Consider the following 20,880-nt stretch of genomic DNA (forward strand, 5'->3'; position numbering starts at 1 on the left):
CCACACGTCCGAGCCCCGGATGCCGTCAGGGCTCCGGGGCTCGGAGTTATGGGCGATCCCGGCGGGCGGCAAGCACCAGCAGCGCTCTTGACGTCCTTTGACTATCGTTGCCCGATCACATGAGCGGGCGAAGAGAGGCGGACGAGGACGTGGCGGGGGCCGGGTGGATACGGGTGCCGGTCGGGGACGACGCGGCGCGGTGGGCGACGCGGGGGCACAGCCACAAGGTGCTGCTCGTCGTGCACAACGTGACCTCGGCGACCCGGCTCCTCGACATCCTGCCCCTCTTCCACGACGACTTCCGGGTGCAGCTGCTGGCGACGAGCCCGGAGTCGTCGGCGTTCCGAGCGGGCCTCGCCGAGCTGCTGGCGGACACGGAGGTTCCCGTGCTGCCCTGGGAACAGGCGGTTGCCACTCCGGTCGACCTCGCGATCTCGGCGAGCTTCGGCGGTCAACTCCGAGCGCTTTCCGGCAACTTGACCGTGATGTCACATGGTGTCGGATACACTAAGAGGCTGGCGACACCCAACACCCAACACCCAACACCCAACACCCAACACCCAACACCCAACACCCGGCAGCGGGCGAGCGGGGGAAGCCGGGGCAGCGCCCGTCTTCGGGATGTCAAGGGAGTGGCTGCTCACCGAGGACGGAACGCCCGTCGCCGACACGCTCGTGCTTTCCCATCCCGAGCAGTACGAGCGCCTGCGCACCGTCTGCCCCGAGACCGCGTCCTCAGCCGTACTCGCCGGGGACCCCTGCTGGGATCGCATGCTGGCGGCCCGCACGTATCGCGACCGCTTCCGCCGGGCCCTCGAAGTGGGCCGGGGCCGACGTCTGATCGTCCTCACCTCCACCTGGAACCCCGAGTCGCTCTTCGGTGACGACGGAGATGACGTACTGCCGTCCCTCCTGCCACGTCTGACCTCGGAGTTGCCGACGGACGAGTACCGCCTCGCTGCCGTCCTGCACCCCAACATCTGGCACGGTCACGGCCCCGGCCAGATCCGCGCCTGGCTCCATCGCGCCCGGCGCGCCGGCCTGGCTCTGATCGACCCCCTGGAGGGCTGGCGGCAGGCCCTGATCGCCGCCGACGCGGTGATCGGCGACCACGGCTCGGTCACCTACTACGCCGCCGCCCTCGGTACACCGGTGCTCCTGGGCGCCGCCCCCCTCTCCGGTCTCGCCCCGGACGCCCCGGTCCACGAGTTCGTGCGCACCGCACCCCGTCTGGACCCCGCGCTCCCCCTCCGTCCCCAGCTGGAGACGCTGCTCGACCACCACCGGCCTCCGCCGGAACCGGCCGAGTTCACCAGCTCGGTGCCCGGCCAGTCGGCGACCCGGCTGCGCCGCCACTTCTACGACGTCATCGGCATCCCCGAACCCGACGGCCCCGCCCACCTCGAACCGCTCCCGCTGCCGCCGTACGAACCGTCGGTTCACACCGCGCCCCTCCTTGTGCTCACCCGGCTGCTGGGCTCCGGCGAGGTCGCCGTCACGCGGTACGCGGGCCCGATTGCGCCGGACGACGACACGGGCGAGGCCCACATCGCCGTCCACGAGGACACCTGGGAGACGGACCAACTGGACCTCGCCGACGTGGTGTTCCGGTACAGCGACGCCGACGATCCGCGTTTCGGCTCCCCCGCCCTGTGGACGGCGGAGGTCCTGGACCGGCATCCGCACTGCGCACTCGCGGCCTACGTCACCGGCCCGAGGTCCTGTGTGCTGCGCACGCGCGCGGGAGCACTGCTGCGTCTGGACTCCGACTCCGGCACGGACGCCGACCCGGCCGCGTACGCCTCCGCCTTCCATGCATGGCTCGCGGCCGGCAAGTCCCTGGACGAGCTGACCGCACAGGGGCTGATGGTCCGAACGGGTGAGACCGGGCACCGGGTCGCGGTCACTCCGGTGTGACGCACCGTTCCCGCAGCATCCGCAGACGGGCCACGTGATACTCGGCCTTTTCCGCGGAAAGGGCTGCGATCGCCTCCTCGATCAACGGCAGGGCTGCCACGAACTCACCGCTGTCCAGGCGGGTTTCGGCGAGGTCGGTGAGAGTGCGGGCGGTGTTGTAGGCCTCGCCGCTGTCCCGGAAGAAGCGCAGGGCGCCTTCCAGTCGCCGTACGGCCTCGTCACGGCGGCCCAGACCGCGCAGTGCTCGCCCTCGGTGCCGCTGCAGCAGGGCGCGGGCGCGCGGCAGGTCGGCGGCGCCCTCGTCGACGGGACCGATGCCGTCGAGGATGCCGTCCGCCTCCTCGAAGCAGGCGTACGCCTCCGCGAATCGCCACTGGCGCAGCCGTAACAGGCCCAGGAACTCCACGGCGGAGGCATGGCCGCGGACGTGTCCCGCGGCCTGCTCGTCCCGGGCGGCCGCGAGCGCCTCCGGCTCGGCCTCGTCCCAGTGGCGCAACTCGGTGAGGGCATGGGCGAGTTGGGCGTGCAGGGCACCGGCGGTCCGGGTGCCGGGGAAAAGCTCGTCGGCGGTGCGGGCACCGGTCCGCAGGGCGGGCAGCAGAACCTCGTGGTGTCCGGCCTTGAGCTGGAGCGGCCACAAGGCCTGGCAGAGCAGGACGAGCGTGTCCCTGTCCCCGAACTCGTCAGCCGCGCGTACGGCCTCCACGAGGTTGGGCGTCTCTGCGGCCAGGGCGGCAACGGCTGCACCCCTGTCCGGGTAGGAGACAGGCGAGTCCGCGTCGGGGACCCGCCAGCTCTCCGGGAGGGCCGCCCGCGCCGCGCCCACGGCCAGGTCCCGGTAGCCCTCGACGACTCGGGCCACGGCGGCGGAACAGACCGCGATGCCGTCGACGGCGGCGGCCGTGCGCTCGGCATGGGCGCGCACCGCGGGGCGGTAGCGGTAACGGCCGGTGTCGGTGCGTTCGAGGAGGAGCGCGTCGACGAGTGCCTCCAGGAGCGCGGGGACTTCGGCGAGGTCGAGGTCGGCGGCGCGTGCCGCGGCCGCGGCGTCGAGGGCGGGCCAGCCACGGAGGCCGGCGAGGCGGTACAGGCGGGCCGCCTGCGGGGTCAGCCGGCGGTACGAGTCCTCGGCGGCGGCACGGACCGGGTCGCTCTCGGGCACGGCGGGGCCTCCGGCTGCGGGGCGGGTCGGCGAGGCGGGTGCGGCGGCGCGCAGGGCGTAGGGGGAGCCCGCGCAGCGGTCGAGTACGGCGGGCAGGGTGGCTCGGGCGGCGGTGACCGCGGGTTTCCCGGCCAGCTCGGTGAGCAGCCGCACGGCGTCCCGCCGGGCCAGCGGACCGACCGCGATCGGCAGGGCGTCCAGGCCGATGAGCCGGTGCCGGGCGACGACGATCGTGAACACACCGGGCGCCGAGGTCAGCAGCGGCTGCACCTGCGCGGCGGTCCGGGCGTGGTCGAGCACGAGGAGCAGCCGCCGGTCGGCCACACAGCGCCGGAGGAGGTCGGCGCGGTCCTCGGCGGCCGGGGGTATCTCCTCGTCCGGCAGGCCCAGGCCGCGCAGCAGAGTGCGCAGGAGCGCCTCGGGGGTGCGGGCGCGCAGATCGGCGTACAACTGACCGTCGGGGAAGCGGGCGGTCTGCCGCCAGCCCCAGTGGACGGCCAGTGTGCTGGTGCCGATGCCTTCGGGGCCGTAGAGGAGAACGCGGCGGGGGCGTCCGTCGAAGGAGCGCTTCGCCTCCTTGTCGAGGAGTTTCAGGGCCTGTTGACGGTCCGTGAAGAAGCGTGGTGCGTCGGGAAGGCTCGGGCGCCCCGACGCGTTCGGGAGGCGGACGCTGCCCGCGAACGTGGACCAGGCGGCGGCCAGTTGAGGATCGTCGTGCAGTCGCTCGTGCACCAGGCGGGCCACGTCGTCCAGTTGACCGGGCGTGGTGGGCGCGGGCACCTCGCGTCCGGCGATACGGCGGACCAGACCGCCGGCCGACTCCCAGGCCCACCTGCCGGCTTCGTTCGCCATGCCGGCCCCGACGGCTCCGAGCACCGCGCCGATGGCCCCCACCGAGATCGGATCCACCATGCCGCGCATTCCCCCGTCCAGGTCTCGGTTGTGATCAACCCTAGCGGCATGTGACGGCGCATCAAGGCGCGTACCGGAGCACCCGCTTGAATCTGCCACCTGGCGAAATGAACTAGCCCCGCGGGGCGCCGTACGCCCTCTCCACCCTTAGCCTCACCACCAGTCGACGGTCGCGGATCATGGCGGCGCGGTAGTCGTCCCAGTCGGGGTGTTCGCCCTCGATGTCACGGTAGAGGCGGACGAGCTCCTCGACCGTTTCGTCGCACGGGTCTGCGGCCACCGGCGAGAGGTCGGCGGTGCCGTCGACGACCGTGTAGGCCCACCGGTCGGCGGTGGTCACGTGGTACGACGCCCGGGGGTCGCGGCGCAGGTTGCGGGTCTTGGCGCGGTCGTCGGTGACCGAGATCCGAATGGTCCGCTCCTCCGGGTAGTAGGCGTGCATGACGTTCGACAGCTGGGGGCGGCCGTCGCGCCGGAGGGTGACCAGCACCCCGCTGTGACCTTCGGAGAGCAGCTTCAGCAGTGCGTCCTCACTCATGACTCGGTAAACCGCCCGTACATGGCCTCACATTCCCCATGAGTAGACAGCGTCTACGGCGGGCTGGTAGACACTGTCTATGAGTGCACCCGAGAAGGACCTGCGGACCCGTCTGGTCGACATAGGCGTGGAACTGGTCGCCGATGAAGGTGTGCATGCGCTCACCCTGCGCGAGATCGCCCGCCGCGCCGGCGTCTCGCACGGCGCCCCTCGCCGCCACTTCCCCACCCACCTGGAACTGCTGTCCGCCATCGCGCGCCGCGGCTTCGCCGAGCTGGCCGACCGGACGACGACTGTGGCCGACGGGGACCCGCGTACGCAGCTCGAACAACTGACCCGGATCTACCTGGAGTTCGCCTTCGACAACCCCGGCATGTATGAGCTGATGTTCCGTCACGATCTGCTGGAGAGCGGCCACCTGGGCCTCCGGGACACCAGCCTGCCGCTGTTCGGTGTCCTGGTGGACCTGGTCGGCCGGGCCCGCCCCGACGTGGACGCGCGGGCCGTCGCGGGCGCGCTGTGGGCGCAGCTGCACGGCATCGCCCAGCTGTGGGGCTGGGGCAGCCTCCAACTCGCCACGGGCGCCGACGACTTCCTGCCCCTGCTGCACACCGCCCTCGACGCCCACCTCGGCCCCGGCGGCGAGCGGTGAACCGCCGGCTGACGCTGGCGAGCAGCGTGGCCGGGGCCGCGCTCGTCGCTCTCGACGGCACGGTGCTCACCATCGCGCAGCCCACCCTGCAGCGGGACCTCGGCGCGTCGTTCGCGCAGGTCCAGTGGACCAGCACCGGCTATCTGATCGCGGTGGCCGCCCTGCTGGTGTTCGCCGGGCGGCTCGGCGACCGGTACGGGCACCGGCGCCTGTTCGCTACGGGCATGGTCGGCTTCGGCGTCACCTCGGCCGCGATCGGCCTGGCGCCCGGCGTCGGCTGGGTGATCGGGCTGCGGATCGCGCAGGGAGTCTTCGGCGCCCTGCTCCAGCCGGCCACGCTCGGCATGCTGCGCGCCACCTACCCGCCCGACCGGCTGCGAACGCCCCTCGCGGTGCGCACCGGCGCCATCGGGCTGGCGGCCGCCGCGGGGCCGGTCGTGGGCGGGGCGCTGGTGGACTTGCTGGGCTGGCGCTCGGTGTTCTTCGTCAACGTCGTCCCCGCCCTGGTCTTCGGTGTGCTCGCCCTGACGGCGGGGAGGCCGGAACGCCGGACGGCCACCGTGCGGCTGGACCCGCCGGGTGCGCTGATGCTCGCGGTGAGCCTGGCCTGCCTGGTGCACGCCCTGATCGCACTGCCGGAGACCGGCCGGGCGGCCGTCGGCTGGATCGGAGCGGCGGTCGCCGGTGCGGCGTTCGTCCGGCATGAGCGCCGTACCGCCGCCCCGCTGGTGCCACCGGAGGTCGTCGGCTCGACGGGGGTCGCTGCGGCGCTCGGGGTGCTGGTGGCGGCGTCGGCGGCACTGCTCGGCACGCTGTTCGTGGGCACATATGTCCTGCAGGGCGTGCTTGGCCTCGACCCCTTGCGCAGCGCCCTGGTCAGTCTGCCGCTGGCGGTGCTGATGGTGGTGGCGGCACCGGTGTGCGCGGTGCTGCTGCGCCGGGCCGGCCCCCGGCGCACGACGGTGGCGGCGATGGCCGTCCTGACCGTCGGCATCCTGGTGCTCTCCGCGGCCTCGGCCACGCTCACGCTGTGCTGCGGTTTCGCCCTGCTCGGCGCAGGGTTCGGCACGGTGATGGTGGCGGCGACCCATGTCGTCGTACGCCGTGCCCCGGTCGAGTCGGCAGGCGTGGCGGGCGGTCTGCAGCAGACGGCGATGAACATCGGGCCGGTGCTGGGCGTGGCAGTGGCGGCCACGCTCCTGGGCACCGGCGGGACCGGCGTGGCCCTGGCCGTCCTCGCCGTCGTGGCCGCGGCCGGGGCCGTGGCGGCCCTGGTGCTGCCGGGCAGGGACGACGAGGAGTCCGCACGTCAGACGCATCGCGGCCGTCCGGCGGACCGTTTGCGGATTGCTGCGCGACGATGAGGTCTGAGGGCGCGTGGGCGGGGTATCCCGATCGCACTCGACGGACCCGGAGGCGAGCGATGGCACAGTTGCGGCAAGAGGTCGACCCGAGCGAGGCCGGGCTGGACGCGAAGGCGCTGGACCGCCTCGACCAGCACTTCGCCCACTACGTCGACGAGGGCCGGCTGCCCGGCTTCCTCGTCTGCGTGGCCCGCGGCGGCCGGGTCGCCCACCTCACGACGCACGGCCGCCGCGACATCGCCGCCGGACTCCCCGTCGAGCCCGACACGCTCTGGCGGATCTACTCCATGACCAAGCCGGTCACCGCGGTCGCCGCGCTGCTGCTGATGGAGGAGGGGCGGCTCTCGCTCGACGACCCGGTCGCCCGTCACCTCCCCGCCTTCGCCGACGCGCGGGTGTACGAGAGCGGCTCCGGCACAGACACCAGAACCCGCCCCGCCGCCGGGCCGATACTCGTCCGGCATCTGATGACCCACACCGCGGGCCTGACCTTCGGCTTCTACCACACCCACCCCGTCGACGCCCTCTACCGCGAGGCCGGTCTGGAGTCATCGGTGCCGCCGGGCGCGAACCTCGCCGAGACGATCGAGGTGTACGCGAGCCTGCCGCTGCAGTTCGAACCGGGCACGCAGTGGAACTACTCGGTGGCCAGCAACGTCCTCGGCCGGGTCATCGAGGTGGTCTCCGGGCAGCCGCTGGACGTGTTCTTCGCCGAGCGGATCTTCGGCCCGCTGGGGATGCCGGACGCCGGATTCGAGGTCACCGGCGAACAGGCGGGCCGACTGGCCGAGTTGTACGGGGAGAAGGAGGACGGCACCGGAATCGAGCCGATCCCCGGACTGCCGCTGCACGGGCGGCCGCGGTTCCTGTCGGGCAGCGGCGGCATGGTGGCCGGCGCCTACGACGTGCACCGTTTCACGGAGCTGCTGCGCCGCCGCGGTGAGCTCGACGGCACCCGTCTCCTCACCCCCGAGACCGTGGACCTGATGACCGCCAACCACCTCCCCGGCGGTGCCGACCTGCGCGCCTTCGGCAGCCGCCCCGCCCATGACGAGCCCGGCAACGACGGGGTCGGCTTCGGCTTCGGCGTGTCCGTGGTGATCGACCCCGACCGGACGATCGCGCCCGCCGGGCTCGGCACGTACGGCTGGAGCGGCGTGGCGACCACGACGTTCTGGGTCGACCCGACCCGCGACCTGACCGTGCAGTTTCTGACGCAGGTGCGCCCGCGCACCTCGCACACGATGTTCCGGGACCTCAAGCAGCTGATCCACGACGCGGTGACGGACTGACCGTTTCAGCGCGTGAGCGGCCCCGGCGGGTCGCCCCGGCCCGGACGCCGGGGCGGTCTCCCGTCAGGACGCGTGCCGCGCCGGCTCAGGACCAGTGCGCCACCGCGTCCAGGTGCGGCAGATGATGGTCCAGTCGCTCCCGCTTCGTCCGCAGATACGTGATGTTGTTCTCGCACGGCGGGATCAGCAGCGGAACCTCCTCGGCGACCTGGATGCCGTGCCGCAGCAACGCCTCCCGCTTGCGCGGGTTGTTGGACATCAGGCGCACCGAACGCACCCCCAGGTCGCGCAGGATCTCGGCGGCGACACCGTAGTCGCGGGCGTCCACCGGCAGGCCGAGGGCGAGGTTGGCCTCGACGGTGTCCAGGCCCTCGGCCTGCAGGGCCATCGCGCGCAGCTTGGCGAGCAGCCCGATACCGCGGCCCTCGTGCCCTCTGAGGTAGACGACGATGCCGCGTCCCTCGGCGACGACGGCACGCAGCGCGGAGGCCAGCTGGTCACCGCACTCGCAGTGCTGCGAGCCGAAGGCGTCCCCGGTCAGGCACTCCGAGTGCAGTCGGGTGAGAACGTCGTCGGTGCCGATGTCGCCGTAGACCAGGGCCACTTGCTCGTCACCACGGTCGTGGTCCAGATAGCCGACCGCACTGAATTCGCCGTACACGGTGGGCAAGGGGGCATTCACAACGCGTTCCACGCCCGTGCGCTGCGGTGACTTCTTGCCGATTACGCCAAGGTTTTCTGTCATGATTCTCGAGTTCCTATGCAGAGACGAAAGGCCGGGAAAAAATGAGTGGTTCGGGAACGCGGTCGGTGACACACGCTCTGGTGCCGTCCGACACCACGGAGGACGTACGCGCGCGCGGAGCCGGTGTCTCACGACAGGTCGCCGTCCTTCCCGTCGGCAGCTTCGAGCAGCACGGTCCGTTCCTTCCGCTGGCGACCGACACGCTCGTCGCCTGCGCGATCGCCCGGGAGATCGCCGACGTGTACCCGGTGCACCTCCTCCCTCCGGTGACGGTCTCCTGCTCGCACGAGCACGCCGCCTGGCCGGGGACCGTCAGCATCTCCTCAGTGACCCTTCATGCGGTGGTACGGGACATGGCGGCGTCGCTCCGCCGGTCGGGCGTCGAGGCCCTGGTCCTGGTCAACGGGCACGGCGGAAACTACGTCCTGGGCAACGTCGTTCAGGAGTCCTCCGCGCGGGGCGAGACCATGGCGCTGTTCCCGGCCGCGGAGGACTGGGAGGCGGCAAGGGAGCGGGCCGGGGTGCGGACCTCGCTGCTCACCGACATGCACGCGGGGGAAATCGAGACCTCCATCCTTCTGCACACTCATCCGGAATTGGTCCGGCCCGGTTATGAGAGCGCCGATTTCGTCGCGGACGACCGGCGCCAGCTGCTCACCCTGGGCATGTCCGCATATACCGATTCGGGTGTCATAGGCCGTCCTTCACTCGGAGCCGCGGAAAAGGGGAAGGAGCTGCTGGCGAGTCTGGCCGAGTCGTTCGGCGCGTATTTCAAGGTGCTCACCTCGCCATCGGCCCCGGCGGGGGGCGAGCGCGGGTAGTCGCCGTCGGGTGCGTGGCCCGGTTCCGCGTCCGGTACGACGGTCGCGGAACCGGCGCGCAGGCTCGCACACCAGCGGGCAACCAGGACGAGGGCGCCCGGCAGACTCGCCACGAAGCTCAGCACGCCGTACACGACGGCGACAGCAAGTCCGTTGCCCGCGCCCAGCCCGGCGGCGCCGAACGCCCAGGCGGTGACGCCCTCCCTCGGGCCCCATCCGCCGACATTGAGCGGCAGGCTCATCGCCAGCAGCGCAAGCACCGCGAGCGGCAGCAGTACGGTCACGGAGGCGGACGTTCCGGCGACCCGGGCGGCGAGCAGGAACATCACGACATAGCCGGCGAGGACGACGACGGACGAACCGACGACGCCCGGGCCGTTGCGGCGGGACAGCAGGGCCTCGCGTGCCTCGTCGAGCAGCGCAGGGCGGCGGGTGGACGGCGTCCGGTTCATGCGCACGGCGAGCACGATCGCGAGCGCGCCCAGCGCGGCGAACGCCAGCAGCACGGCGACGTGCCGGGCCCCGGCCATGACCGGGGACGGGACGGTCAGCAGGACGGCCACGCCTGCCACGGCCAGCACGGCCTGACCGGCGGTCCGTTCAAGGACCACCGAGCGCACGCCGCGGCCCAGATCACCGGCGCTCCGCCCGTGCCGTACGGCGCGGTGCACATCGCCGAGGACGCCGCCGGGCAGGGCGGCGTTCAGGAACAGCGCACGGTAGTAGTCGGCGACGGCCGGCCCGAACGGCAGCCGGATCCGCAGCCCCCGGGCCACCAACTGCCAACGCCAGGCGCTGAACACGGTGGTGAACAGGCCGATCCCGACCGCCGCGACCAGCGTGAACGCATCGATCCGCCGCAGCCCGTCCAGGAAGACACCGGTACCGAGGCGCCACAACAGGACGGCGAGGATGACGACACCGGCGATCGTGCCGAGATGGGCACGCAGGGCACGCCCGCGGCGGGGGCGGTCGGACGGGGCGCCGGTGACGTCCGGGCCGGGCCGCAGGGGCGTCGACGGGGCATCGGACGGGCGAGGGGTCACCGCGGGACCACCGTGGAGCGGCCTCGCCGTCCCGGGCCTGGGCATCGGCAGCGTGACCGCGTGCGCCGTCCGCGCGCTCATGACGCTCCGCCCGTCGGCCGGGCCAGCGCCAGGAGGTCGCTGTGGTGGACGACGACGCGCAACTCGCCCGCGGCGCAGGCGGCCAGGCGGGCCGCCAGGTACTTCTGGGCGCGCGCCGCCAGTTCCGGGCGTTGCTCGACCGCCGCGCCGACCCAGCCGCGCAGCCACTGCGCCGTGAGCGAGGCCTCGTCCGGGCCGAGCTTCCACGGGCTGGGCTGCACCCGTACGGTCGCCCCGTGGTCGGCGAACGCCTCGCACGCCACCGTGATCGCGTCCGGGCCGAGCAGGCCGCTGCGGCGCTGGTGGGCGTTGAACGCCTCGGTGATCTCCGCGTCGAGCGGGTCGCCCGGGGTGAGGTCGACGCGGCCGACCACGGACAGCGTCAGCAGTGCCGGGCAGCCGGCCCCGGCGCAGGCGGCGGCGAGGGTGTCGACCTCCTCCCGGGTGAGGACGTCGAGCAGCGCGGACGCCGTCACCAGGGACGCTCCGGCCAGGGCGTCCGGGGTGAGGCGGGCGACGTCACCGCGGCGTGTCTCGACGGTGACCCGGCTGCCGTCGGCGGCGGAACGCGGGGAGCCGACGGCGGCGAAGTGCAGGAGGTAGGGGTCGCGGTCGTGGAGGATCCAGTGCTGGGCGCCGTCCAGCCGGGGGGCGAGCCAACGGCCCATCGAGCCGGTGCCGCAGCCCAGGTCGTGCACGACGAACCCGTCCGCCCGTCCCGACAGGTTGGCGAGCCGGATGCGCAAGGGGTCGAGCAGTTCGGCCGCCCGCGCGGCCGCGTCGGCCCCCTCCCGCAGCTCCAGCCACTCGGGCGCGTACCGGGGCGGCTCGTCGGGATCGGCGTCACGCAACCGCACGGTGGGCCGCTCACCGGGGCGCGAGACGGGACCAGCACCGGCACTGACGGCCTCGCCGGGAGCCGCAGCAACGGGCCCGTCCTGGGGGTCGGCCTCCCCTGCGGCCGGAGCCGCCTGCGCACTCCCCCCGCTCTCCTCGCCCCGCGGTCCCGGCTGGGCCGGGATCCTCGCGGCGGCTCCCTGCGCAGCCGTCGGCGTGCTCCTCATGCTGCCCTCCGGGGTTCGTTCGGGAGTCGGCCCAGTACGCCGGCCAGGTTCTTCGCCGTGGTCGCCCAGCCGTCGAGTGCGGCGCGGCGGCTGCGGGCGGCGGACTTCAGGCGGCGCCGTACGTCGGCCTCGCCGAACCAGCCGCGCAACTCGGCGGCGAGGGCCGCCGGGTCCTCCGGCGGGACGAGGATGCCGGGGACGCCGCCGTCGGGGGCGCGGCCGACCGCTTCGGGAAGGCCGCCGACGTCCGTGGCCAGCACCGGGATACCGCGCGCGAGGGCCTCCGTGACCGCCATGCCGTAGGTCTCGGCGTAGGAGGCGAGGACCATGAGGTCGGCGGTGGCGTAGCTGGCGTCGAGTTCGGCGCCGGCCTGGGGGCCCGCGAGGTGGATGCGGTCCTGCAGGCCGTACTTCCTGATCAGGGTGCGCAACTGCGTGACGTACTCCGGGTCCTGGCCGAGTCCGCCCACGCACACACAGCTCCACGGCAGGTCGGTCACCGTGGCGAGCGCCTCGACGAGCCGGTGCTGTCCCTTGCGCGGGGTGACCGCGGCGACGCACAGCAGTCGTGAGACACCGTCGGTTCCGGAGGCGAGGGGCGCGATGTCGGCGCCGGGGGCGGCGACATGGACCCGGTCGGGAGCGAGGCCGTGGTGGGCGACGAGTCGGCGGACCGCCCAGTCGCTGGTGGCGATCACCGCCCCGACGGCCCTGAGGACCGTGCGTTCCCTGGCGTCCAGCTCGGCCGCCATGGCGGGCGCGAGGCCCGTCTCGTCGCCGAGGGGGAGGTGGACGAGAACCGCGATGCGCAGCCGTTCGGCCTCGGGGACGACGATCTCGGGGACGCCGCAGGCGACCAGCCCGTCGAGGAGTACGACCGAACCGTCCGGAAACTCCCCGAGTCTGCGGGCGAGTTCCGTACGAGCCTCGGCCCCCGGCCGGGGCCACGACCCGTCGACCACCGCCTTGCGGACCTGCCAGCCGAAGCCGGCCAGGTCCAGACAGACCCGCCGGTCATAGGCGTTGCCGCCGCTCGGAGTGGCCGGGTCGTCCACGCCGCCCGGCATGACGAAGTGCACGGTACGCAGGGACATGGGGATGATCTCGCCGTTCTTCGGGGCGGCGGGCTGTGCGGGGACGAAGGCGAGGGGCGACTTCTCCATGGTCGTGTCGGTCACAGGGCACGCTCGTAACTCGCCCAGGCGACATGCGACTCGTGCAGCGTGACCGTGATGCCCGCCAGTCCCTTGGCGCCCTCGCCCAGCGAACCCTTCTCGATCCGCTCGGCGAGCCGGTCGGCGATGACCTTCGCCAGGAACTCGGTGGAGGTGTTGATCCCGGCGAAGTCGGGTTCGTTGTCGAGGTTGCGGTAGTTCAGCTCGGCGACGACCGCGCCGAGCTCCTGTGTGGCCAGTCCGATGTCGACGACGATGTTGTCGTCGTCCAGCTGCTCGCGCCGGAACGTTGCGTCCACCAGGAACGTCGCTCCGTGCAGGCGCTGCGCGGGCCCGAAGACCTCGCCGCGGAAGCTGTGGGCGATCATGATGTGATCGCGGACGGTGACACTGAACAACGGACGACCCTCCAGGTGCGGGGCATGGATGCCGAGTAGTACGGCTGCTGTCCTTCCCATGTTCAGCGGCTCGTACGTCTTTTCTGAGGTCAGGCTCCCGTTAGGCGGGGTCCTCGTACCGCACCCGGTGGCACAGCGCGGGAATCTCCCCGGAGGCGAGCCGGGGCAGCACGTCCGGGAGTTCGCCGAAAGCGCACTCCCCGGTGACGAGCGCGTCGAGGGCCGGGTCGGCGAGCAGGTCGAGGGCGAGGGCCAGCCGGTCGGCGTAGGTGCGGCTGGTGCGGCGGGCCGGGGAGACGGTGCCGACCTGGCTGCTGCGGACGACCAGGCGGCGGGAGTGGAAGGCCTCGCCGAGCGGGAGACTCACCCGGCGGTCGCCGTACCAGCTCAGTTCGACGACCGTGCCTTCGGCGGTGAGGAGTTCCAGGGAACGGGCGAGTCCTTGCTCCGTCGCGCTGGCGTGGACGACGAGGTCGCACTCGCCGAGCGCGTCCTCGGGGGAGGCGAAGTCGACGCCGAGCGCCTCGGCGACCTTGGCTCGGCCGGGGTCGGCGTCGACCAACTGGACGCGCACGCCGGGGAACCGGGCCAGCAGCGCGGCCACCGAGCAGCCGACCATGCCCCCGCCGACCACCGCGATCCGGTCGCCGACCAGGGGCGCCGCGTCCCACAGCGCGTTGACGGCGGTCTCCACGGTGCCGGCGAGCACGGCCCGTTCGGCGGGGACGTCGTCCGGTACGGGTGTCACGGCGGCGGCGGGGACGACGTACCGCGTCTGGTGCGGGTAGAGGCAGAAGACGGTACGGCCAGCCAGGTGTGCCGGCCCCTGCTCCACGAGGCCGACGTTGAGGTAGCCGTACTTGACCGGGCCGGGGAAGTCGCCCTCCTGGAACGGCGCCCGCATGGCCGCGTACTGGCTCTCCGGCACCCCGCCGCGGAAGACCAGCGTCTCCGTTCCGCGGCTCACCCCGGACCACAGGCTGCGGACCAGCACCTCGCCCTCGGCGGGATCCGGAAGGTCCACGTCCCGGATCTCGCCCTGACCTGGCGAACGAAGCCAGAACGCACGTGCGCTGCGGGTCATCGACGGGTCCTCCTGAACGATCGGGAAGTTGTTCACGTACCGAGGTGTGCACAGGCCGCGCACAGTACGCGGCGTTGATCGACTCTGTCACACGGCCGGAGGATGTTCGGTGGCCCTGAACAACACGTACGACGCGAGGCTGGTCCAGCAGGAGACCGCCGTGGGCGCGGGCCTGCAGGTCCTGTTGCTGGCCCTGCTGGGCACGGCGATCGGCATGGGACCGGCGGGCTGGCTGACCGGCCTCGCCTTCGCGATCGCCACCTGGGCGGTCCTCTCGCGGGCCCTGCACCGGTCACGGCTGCGGTCCTTCGGCCCGGCCAACCGGGTCACGCTCGGGCGCGCGATCCTGGTCGGCGCGGTGACCGCGCTGGTCGCCGACTCCTTCCAGAGCTCACCACCGGTCACGCTGTTCGTCGGCCTGACGGCGGTGGCGCTCATCCTGGACGGCGTGGACGGCAAGGTCGCCCGACGCACGGGCACGTCGTCGGCGCTGGGGGCGCGGTTCGACATGGAGGTCGACGCGTTTCTGATCCTGGTGCTGAGTGTGTACGTGTCGATGTCGCTGGGCCCGTGGGTGCTGCTGATCGGCGGCATGCGGTACGTCTTCGTCGCCGCCGCACGTGTCCTGCCGTGGCTCGACGCCCCGCTGCCGCCGAGCACGGCCCGCAAGACGGTGGCCGCACTGCAAGGGGTGCTCCTGCTGGTCGCCGCCGCGAACCTGCTGCCCCTCCTGGCGAACGCCGGGGTGGTGGCGGTGGCGCTGACTCTCCTGGTGTGGTCCTTCGGGCGGGACGTGCTGTGGCTGTGGCGGACGTCACGGGGGCAGCAGGACGGGGCCGTAAAGGCTGCGGGCGGCGCTGCGACGCCCACCGGAGCGAGCGCCCGCATCAAGCCGGCCGCCCCCGCCGACACCGCCCCGCCCCTCGACATCTCCGAGAAGGTGCTGGAGCCCGTCGCCGGGTGACGGCCGTCGTTCAGGTTGCCCGGCGCGGCAGCAGCCAGACCGCCGCTGCCGGTACGGCGGCCAGCGCCAGCCACGGCACGGCCGACGGCAGACCCGCGTCGAGCAGTGAGCCGGTGGCCGCGCTGCCGACCAGGACGATCAGCCCCGAGACCGAGGACAGCGCCCCCGTGTACAGACCGAGCCGGCCGTCCTCCGCAAGGTCCGGTACCCAGGCCCGTGCCGCGGGCGCGACGAGCATCTGCCCGACGGTGAGCAGCACGACGAACCCGGCCGCGGGCACCAGCCCCGCCGTACCGCTCCACCCGGCGGGCCGCGCCACCGCGACGACGGCGAACCCGGCGGCGATCAGCAGCAGTCCCGCCGCCATGGAGCGGCGCAGGGCGAGCCGGTCGCCCACCCAGCGGGTGACGGGCAGTTGGGCGGTCACGACCAGCAGCGAGGACAGCGCGAACAGCCAGGCCAGCGGCGCCTGCGAACCCGTAGCACGCTCCACCTCGTCGGGCAGGGCGAGATAGAGCTGGTTGTACGCCAGGAGATAGGCACCGTAGGCGCAGCACAGCGCCAGGAAGCGCCGGTTGCGCAGCAGCGCCCGAAGCCCGCCCTTCACCTGGACGCGCTCCCGCCCGGGGATGCGCTGCGGCAGCAGCCACGCGTGCCCGGCGAGGACCAGCACGAAGACCCCCGCCCCGGCGAGACACGCCGTGCGGAAGTCCACTGCGAGCAGCAGCGCGCCGAGCAGCGGGCCGACGAACGCACCGGCCTGACCGGCCACGGTGAACAGTGCCAGCACCCGGGTGCGCGAGCCCCCGCTCTCCTCCTCCCACAGCACCGCCTGCCGGGCGACCTCCGATTCCACGGCGGGCGAGAACAGCGCCGCGGCGAAGCCGATCAGCAGGACCGCGCCGATCACCGACCAGGTCTGCCCGGCGTGTCCGAGCCAGGCGAACCCGGCGATGCGCAGCGCGCAGCCGGCGAGCACGACCGGCCGGATGCCGTACCGGTCGGCGAGCGCCCCACCGACCACGAACAGCCCCTGCTGGCTGAAGGTCCTGAGCCCGAGCACGAATCCGACCAGCCAGCCCGCCATGCCGATCGCCTGTCCGAGGTGTTCGGACAGGAAGGGCAGGACGGCGTAGAAGCCGATGTTGAAGGCGAGTTGGGTGAGGATCAGCAGTCGCAGGAGCGGCGACAGACGGGTGCGTTGCGCTGACCGCCGAACGCGGGAGGCGGACAGGGCGGTCATCGGGTCTCCGTTCCGACGGCGGCCAACTCCTTGGTGACCGGCTGCTGTTCGGCGTCGGCCGCGGCCGTACGGCGGTCCGCCCGCCGGGGCCGCCATCGCACTCCTCCCGCCGCGGTCACCGCGAGCGCGCCGAGGAGGGCGAGGACGGCGGCGGGGGCGAGGACGGCCCAGGGGGCGCGCTCGGCGTAGGGCTGGTTCTCGGCGAGCAGCAGGCCCCACTCGGGGGACGGCGGCTGGGCGCCGAGGCCGAGGAAGGCGAGGGAGGCCAGGGAGAGTGCGACGCCGGGCAGCCGCAGCAGAGCGTGGCGGGTGACGGGCGGCAGGACGGCGGGCAGCAGTTCGTGGCGCAGCAGGTACCAGCGGCCGGCGCCCAGGGCACGGGTGGCGGTGATGTGCACGGCGGCGCGTTCCTGGAGCAGCAGCGAGGAGGTGTGCGCGGCGAGCGGCGCCCAGGCGAGGACGCTCACCGCGAGCGCGGGCGTGGCCGTTCCGCCGCCCACCACGGCGGTGACGAGCAACGCGCCCAGGACGGCCGGTACGGCGTTGACGGTGTCGACGAGGGGCCCGGAAAGGCGGGGCACCAGCCCGAGCAGCACGCCGGTGAACAGGGCGACGGCGGTGATGGCGAGGGCGAGCAGCAGGGTGTCCAGGGCGCCGTGACCGATCCGGGCGAGCATGTCCCGGCCCAGCGAGTCGGTGCCGAACGGGTGTGTCCAGGAGGGCGGTCGGAGGCGCTCGGTGGTGTCGAGGGCGAGCGGGTCGCGGGGCAGTCCTGCGGCGATGACGCCGAGCAGTACGGCGGCGTGGACGAGGGGCAGGATGCGGCGCGCGGGGTGGGCCGATGCAGGGTGGCAGGGCACCGTCGCGCAGGGCGGGCCCGATCAGCAGTCGCGCGGCGAGCCGGGCCAGCCCGGTGGCCGCAGCCGCGACCAGCAGGAGGGCCAGGGTGCCGGCCTGGAGGACGGGCAGGTCCTGGGCGAGGGCGGCCTGGAGGGTGGTGCGGCCGAGGCCGGGAATGTCGAAGATCTGCTCCACGGCGACAGCACCGCCGGTGAGGCCGACGACGAACAGCCCGGCGTTCGGCAGCAGCGCGGGCACACACCGGCGCACCGCCTGGCGTGCGATGCTCCGCCCCGGCAGCCCGCGCGCCGCCGCGGCCGGCGCCCATGGCTCGGCGAAGGCACCGGGCAGCAGATCGTCGAGCATCTGCCCGAGCACGGCCCCGGCGGGCACCCCGAGGGCGAGCCCGGGCAGCACCGTCCACTGCGGCCCGTACCAGCCGAGCGCGGGCAGCCACCCGAGCTGCACTCCTACGACGGTGGCGAGCACGGACGCGGTGAGGAACTCGGGCAGCGCGGCAAGGACCGCCGACCCGCTGCCGCCCGCCCGGCGCCCACCGAGCCGGTGGCGCGAACCGAGCCACAGGGTGCGGGCGCACACGAGCCCGGCGGTGACCGCCGCGACGACCAGGGCCACCGCCGTCAGCAGCAGGGACACGCCGAGCGCCTCGAGCACGGCCGGCATGACCTCGGTACCGGACAGCCAGGACCGCCCGGCGTCCCCTCGCGGCAACCCTGCCAGCCACTGCCCGAGCAGATGCAACGGACCGGCGTCGAGCCCGAGTTGCGCGCGGATGTCCGCCAGCACCTCGGGCGTGGGCTCACGGTCGACCGAGCGCGCCTTGAGCACGGTGAGCGCCGGGTCGGTGTGCGCGAGCCATGGCAGCAGGCCGATGGCGCACACGAGGGCGGCGGCGAGGGCGGCCCGCCACAGCAGCGTGACCGCCCGTCGGTGGTGGTGCATCGTTCAGCGCCGCGTCCCGGTGCCGACGAGGGTGCGCTCGTACGGGTCGAGGAGCGCGCCCCGGACGTCGGCGCCCACACCGGTGATGACCCGCTGGTGGACCAGCGGCACCACGGCGTCGGTGCCGAGGATCCGCGCCTCGGCGGCCATGACGGCGTCCTGCCGCTCGGCGGTGTCGGAGGTGGCCTCGGCCCGGGTGACGGCGCGGTCGACGTCCTTGTCGCACAGCAGCGCCAGGTTGTAACCGCCGTCGCAGGTGAAGTCGCTGGCGAGGACGGCTACGGGGTCGCCGGTGTCGACCAGGCTGTTGCGCGCGAGCACGAAGGCGTCGAACTTGCCGGCCAGCGCGTCGCTCTCGATCCGCGAGTACTCGCGCACCTCCAGCGTCACCTTGAACCCGGCCTTCTCCAGCTGCTGCTTCAACACCTGGGCGACCTCCGGCAGTTCGGGCCGGTTGTCGTACGTGGCAAGCGTGATCGACGTGCCGTCGGGCTGCGCGGCCCGCGCCCGCCCCACGGGCTGCTGCCGCTTGCCCTCGGCCCAGGTCACGGCCGGCCCGTAGATGCCGACACCGGCATCGGCGTGCCCCTCGTACACGCCGTCGGCGAGCGCGGAGGTGTCGACGGCGGCCCGCGCGGCGGCCCGCAGCTTCGCGTCCTTGAACACACCGGACCTGCTGTTGAGCAGCAGGCTCGTGGTGCGGGTGGTCGCGGTCTCCCGGCGGGTGTCCTCGTCGAGGCTCGCGGCCTGCGCGACGGGCACCGCCTCGGCGATGTCGATGTCGCCGGTACGCAGGGCGGCGGTGCGGGCGGTGCCGTCGGCGATGAACTTCGCGTCGATGCCGGAGGCCTGGGCGCGGCCGCCCCAGTAGTCGTCGTGGCGGTCGAGGGTGGCGGAGCTGCTGCCGGTGACCTTGGTGAGCTCGAAGGGGCCGGTGGCGGTGCCGACGAGGTCGACCCGGTCCTTCTCCTCGTAGGCCTTCGCCGAAAGAACCGCGAGGCTGGGACTGGCGAGCCGCAGCGGCAGTACGGGATCGGGTTCACCGGTGGTGATCCGTACGGCACTTCTGCCCTCGGCCTTCGCGGTGAGGCTGATGCCGGAGAGGGCGGCGGGCTCGGGCTCGGCCTCGGTGGCCTCGGTGAGGGAGGCGGCGACTGCCTGCGCGGTGACGTCGGTGCCGTCCTGGAAGGTGGCCTCGCGCAGGGTGAACAGCCAGGTCCGGTTGTCCTTGCGCTGCCAGGAGGCGGCGAGCGCGGGCGCCGCGGCACCGTTGGCGTCCAGGGCGGTCAGACCCTCGGTGACGCCGAGCCGGCTCAGGATGGTCGCGTCGGCACCGTACGGGGAGAGGTTCTCGGCGGGCGGGAAGGCGAGCGCGACCCGCAGCCGGGAGCCGTCCTTGGCGTCACCGGAGGAGCCGGTGTCGCCGCCGGAGGCGAAGCATCCGGTGAGCAGCGGTATGAGCAGCACGGAGGCGAGCAGTCGGGAGGAACGCACGCGTGTCACCGCCCCAGGGGGATCTCGAAGTGCACGATCCCCTGCCCGCCGCCGGGGTCCTCCCGCTCGTCGTGCACCACCTTGGCGAGCGACCGCCAGAAGGCTTCGGCGCCCGGCACGGCAGGATCGGTGTGCAGATACGCGGAGCGGTATCCGCCGTCGGCCTCGGCGAAGGCGACCAGTGCGTCCACCAGCCGCCGGGCGAGCCCGCGGCGGCGGTGCTCGGGGCGCACGTACACCCGGCGCAGCTGCGCGGTCTCGCCGGAGGGGAAGCGCTCGGCGACGTCCCGTGGGTTGGGCGGACAGGCCGGGCCACGGGAGTCGAGGGCGGCGGTGGCGACCACGCTGCCGTCGCCCTGGTCCACCGCGACGAGGAGGGTGTGGCGGGCGGGGACGAGATAGGCGGCGGCCGGGTCGATGATGTCGCCGTGCCAGCGGGGCACGTATCCGGTCCCGAAGTCGCGGTAGACGGTGTCGAGCATGACGGCTCGGGCGCCGTCGAGGTCTGCGGGTTCCGCGATCCTGATGCAGTAGTCATGCACTTGCACATCATATGCATTAGCTGCAGGGCGTGATCACCAGTCGCCGTCGCCCCTCTTCGTGAGGTGGTCCGTCGATCCGTCGCCCCATGTGATCACGAACGTGTCCCGCTCACGGATCGGGTCCGCGGAGATGACGGCCGTACCTTCGAACACGTCGGTCTTCGGGCGCCCCGGTTTCAGGTCGTCCGTGTTGACGCATGTGATCTTCACCTTGTAGGGGTCCGGCCCGGCGGTGAGGTCTCCGAAGCAGAGGTCGGTACCGCTCCCGCTCCCCCCGCCCCGGGGGCGGCCCAGCATGCTGAGGTCCCGGTTCTTCTCGACGGTCAGGACGTAGAAGACGGAGCCGGAATCGCTGTGGCTCAGCGTCCAGTCGCCGACGGGGCTGACCGGACCGCGGGTGGGGGTCGGACTCGGGCTCGGGCTCGACGGGGACGCGGACGGACCGGAGCGGGGCTTTCGCGTGCCGTCGTCCCCGCCGGGCGTGCTGTCGCCGCAGCCCGCGGTGGCGAGCAGCACGGCGGGGAGGACGGCAGTGAGGGCGCGGCGGGTCGGGAACCAGGAGGGAGTGTGCATGGGTTGTCCG

Annotated in this window: 17 protein-coding genes and 2 pseudogenes; 6 read left to right on the top strand and 13 right to left on the bottom strand. The window is 73.1% G+C overall.

The features are described 5' to 3' along the window. The first annotated feature begins 621 nt into the window (after window positions 1–621). Complete coding sequence (locus tag StrepF001_RS23130) at window positions 622–1,917, top strand: hypothetical protein (protein WP_240797644.1); 1,296 nt, start codon at window positions 622–624, stop codon at window positions 1,915–1,917. On the opposite strand, the gene StrepF001_RS23135 is transcribed toward StrepF001_RS23130, so the two are convergent. Beyond that, on the bottom strand, window positions 1,904–3,991 hold the full coding sequence (locus StrepF001_RS23135) for a tetratricopeptide repeat protein (protein ID WP_129800152.1): 2,088 nt from the start codon (window positions 3,989–3,991) through the stop codon (window positions 1,904–1,906). The genes StrepF001_RS23130 and StrepF001_RS23135 overlap by 14 nt on opposite strands. Before the next feature lie 112 nt (window positions 3,992–4,103). Continuing rightward, window positions 4,104–4,529 carry a PPOX class F420-dependent oxidoreductase gene (locus StrepF001_RS23140; RefSeq protein ID WP_129800153.1) on the bottom strand — a complete coding sequence of 142 codons (426 nt, stop codon included), beginning with the start codon at window positions 4,527–4,529 and terminating at the stop codon, window positions 4,104–4,106. A gap of 79 nt (window positions 4,530–4,608) precedes the next feature. Between StrepF001_RS23140 and StrepF001_RS23145 the strand changes: the two genes are divergently transcribed. From StrepF001_RS23145 to StrepF001_RS23155, 3 genes are read left to right on the top strand one after another with little or no spacing between them, the layout of a single operon-like run. After that, window positions 4,609–5,181: a TetR/AcrR family transcriptional regulator gene (locus StrepF001_RS23145; RefSeq protein ID WP_129800154.1), complete on the top strand. Its 573-nt coding sequence runs from the start codon at window positions 4,609–4,611 to the stop codon at window positions 5,179–5,181. Beyond that, the gene (locus StrepF001_RS23150; RefSeq protein WP_129800155.1) at window positions 5,178–6,545 is read left to right on the top strand and encodes an MFS transporter; all 1,368 of its coding nucleotides are present in this window, start codon (window positions 5,178–5,180) and stop codon (window positions 6,543–6,545) included. The genes StrepF001_RS23145 and StrepF001_RS23150 overlap by 4 nt, the downstream gene beginning before the upstream one ends. Before the next feature lie 59 nt (window positions 6,546–6,604). Beyond that, window positions 6,605–7,837 (top strand): serine hydrolase domain-containing protein, encoded by a 1,233-nt coding sequence (locus StrepF001_RS23155; RefSeq protein WP_129800156.1) that lies wholly within the window; start codon window positions 6,605–6,607, stop codon window positions 7,835–7,837. Between the two features lie 85 nt (window positions 7,838–7,922). On the opposite strand, the gene ribA is transcribed toward StrepF001_RS23155, so the two are convergent. After that, window positions 7,923–8,582 (bottom strand): GTP cyclohydrolase II, encoded by a 660-nt coding sequence (ribA, locus tag StrepF001_RS23160; RefSeq protein ID WP_129800157.1) that lies wholly within the window; start codon window positions 8,580–8,582, stop codon window positions 7,923–7,925. Window positions 8,583–8,623: 41 nt separating this feature from the next. On the opposite strand from ribA, the gene StrepF001_RS23165 reads away from it, so the two are divergent. Then, a complete protein-coding gene (locus StrepF001_RS23165; RefSeq protein ID WP_129800158.1) occupies window positions 8,624–9,403 on the top strand; it encodes a creatininase family protein in 780 nt (259 codons plus the stop codon). A gap of 107 nt (window positions 9,404–9,510) precedes the next feature. On the opposite strand, the pseudogene StrepF001_RS48185 reads toward StrepF001_RS23165, so the two are convergent. From StrepF001_RS48185 to StrepF001_RS23190, 5 genes and pseudogenes are all read right to left on the bottom strand, one after another. Then, window positions 9,511–10,530 (bottom strand): annotated as a pseudogene (locus tag StrepF001_RS48185) (lysylphosphatidylglycerol synthase transmembrane domain-containing protein); the annotation flags it as partial. After that, window positions 10,527–11,594: a class I SAM-dependent methyltransferase gene (locus tag StrepF001_RS23175; protein ID WP_129800160.1), complete on the bottom strand. Its 1,068-nt coding sequence runs from the start codon at window positions 11,592–11,594 to the stop codon at window positions 10,527–10,529. The gene StrepF001_RS23175 and the pseudogene StrepF001_RS48185, both read right to left, overlap by 4 nt. Next, window positions 11,591–12,772 (bottom strand): glycosyltransferase family 4 protein, encoded by a 1,182-nt coding sequence (locus tag StrepF001_RS23180; RefSeq protein WP_129800161.1) that lies wholly within the window; start codon window positions 12,770–12,772, stop codon window positions 11,591–11,593. The genes StrepF001_RS23175 and StrepF001_RS23180 overlap by 4 nt, the downstream gene beginning before the upstream one ends. Continuing rightward, window positions 12,769–13,167, bottom strand: a complete 399-nt coding sequence (locus StrepF001_RS23185) for a 6-carboxytetrahydropterin synthase (RefSeq protein WP_129800378.1) — start codon at window positions 13,165–13,167, stop codon at window positions 12,769–12,771. Before StrepF001_RS23185 ends, StrepF001_RS23180 begins: the two co-directional genes overlap by 4 nt. 100 nt (window positions 13,168–13,267) lie before the next feature. Beyond that, a complete protein-coding gene (locus StrepF001_RS23190) occupies window positions 13,268–14,251 on the bottom strand; it encodes a zinc-binding alcohol dehydrogenase (protein ID WP_129800162.1) in 984 nt (327 codons plus the stop codon). A gap of 109 nt (window positions 14,252–14,360) precedes the next feature. On the opposite strand from StrepF001_RS23190, the gene StrepF001_RS23195 reads away from it, so the two are divergent. Next, the gene (locus StrepF001_RS23195; protein ID WP_129800163.1) at window positions 14,361–15,215 is read left to right on the top strand and encodes a CDP-alcohol phosphatidyltransferase family protein; all 855 of its coding nucleotides are present in this window, start codon (window positions 14,361–14,363) and stop codon (window positions 15,213–15,215) included. Window positions 15,216–15,225: 10 nt separating this feature from the next. On the opposite strand, the gene StrepF001_RS23200 is transcribed toward StrepF001_RS23195, so the two are convergent. The 5 genes and pseudogenes from StrepF001_RS23200 to StrepF001_RS23220 form a co-directional block, all read right to left on the bottom strand. Further along, entirely contained in the window at window positions 15,226–16,458 is a 1,233-nt protein-coding gene (locus StrepF001_RS23200; protein WP_129800164.1) for an MFS transporter, read from the bottom strand. Next, window positions 16,455–18,261: pseudogene (locus StrepF001_RS23205) on the bottom strand (ABC transporter permease subunit). Before StrepF001_RS23205 ends, StrepF001_RS23200 begins: the two are co-directional and overlap by 4 nt. Before the next feature lie 3 nt (window positions 18,262–18,264). Further along, window positions 18,265–19,764, bottom strand: a complete 1,500-nt coding sequence (locus tag StrepF001_RS23210; RefSeq protein ID WP_129800165.1) for an ABC transporter substrate-binding protein — start codon at window positions 19,762–19,764, stop codon at window positions 18,265–18,267. After that, window positions 19,761–20,297, bottom strand: coding sequence for a GNAT family N-acetyltransferase (locus tag StrepF001_RS23215; protein WP_129800166.1), 537 nt, complete (start codon window positions 20,295–20,297; stop codon window positions 19,761–19,763). The genes StrepF001_RS23210 and StrepF001_RS23215 overlap by 4 nt, the downstream gene beginning before the upstream one ends. A gap of 33 nt (window positions 20,298–20,330) precedes the next feature. Further along, window positions 20,331–20,870 carry a hypothetical protein gene (locus StrepF001_RS23220; protein ID WP_129800167.1) on the bottom strand — a complete coding sequence of 180 codons (540 nt, stop codon included), beginning with the start codon at window positions 20,868–20,870 and terminating at the stop codon, window positions 20,331–20,333. Between the last annotated feature and the right edge of the window lie 10 nt (window positions 20,871–20,880).

The organism is Streptomyces sp. F001 (genome assembly GCF_004187715.1).
Classification (GTDB): Bacteria; Actinomycetota; Actinomycetes; order Streptomycetales; family Streptomycetaceae; genus Streptomyces; species Streptomyces flavusporus.

Coding starts and splice junctions, on each gene's coding strand:
- StrepF001_RS23165 (WP_129800158.1), top strand. CDS start 8,624: ATGAGTGGTTCGGGAACGCGGTCGGTGACACACGCTCTGGTGCCGTCC.
- StrepF001_RS23220 (WP_129800167.1), bottom strand. CDS start 20,870: ATGCACACTCCCTCCTGGTTCCCGACCCGCCGCGCCCTCACTGCCGTC.
- StrepF001_RS23145 (WP_129800154.1), top strand. CDS start 4,609: ATGAGTGCACCCGAGAAGGACCTGCGGACCCGTCTGGTCGACATAGGC.
- StrepF001_RS23155 (WP_129800156.1), top strand. CDS start 6,605: ATGGCACAGTTGCGGCAAGAGGTCGACCCGAGCGAGGCCGGGCTGGAC.
- StrepF001_RS23140 (WP_129800153.1), bottom strand. CDS start 4,529: ATGAGTGAGGACGCACTGCTGAAGCTGCTCTCCGAAGGTCACAGCGGG.
- StrepF001_RS23135 (WP_129800152.1), bottom strand. CDS start 3,991: ATGGTGGATCCGATCTCGGTGGGGGCCATCGGCGCGGTGCTCGGAGCC.
- StrepF001_RS23130 (WP_240797644.1), top strand. CDS start 622: ATGTCAAGGGAGTGGCTGCTCACCGAGGACGGAACGCCCGTCGCCGAC.
- ribA (WP_129800157.1), bottom strand. CDS start 8,582: ATGACAGAAAACCTTGGCGTAATCGGCAAGAAGTCACCGCAGCGCACG.
- StrepF001_RS23175 (WP_129800160.1), bottom strand. CDS start 11,594: ATGAGGAGCACGCCGACGGCTGCGCAGGGAGCCGCCGCGAGGATCCCG.
- StrepF001_RS23200 (WP_129800164.1), bottom strand. CDS start 16,458: ATGACCGCCCTGTCCGCCTCCCGCGTTCGGCGGTCAGCGCAACGCACC.
- StrepF001_RS23190 (WP_129800162.1), bottom strand. CDS start 14,251: ATGACCCGCAGCGCACGTGCGTTCTGGCTTCGTTCGCCAGGTCAGGGC.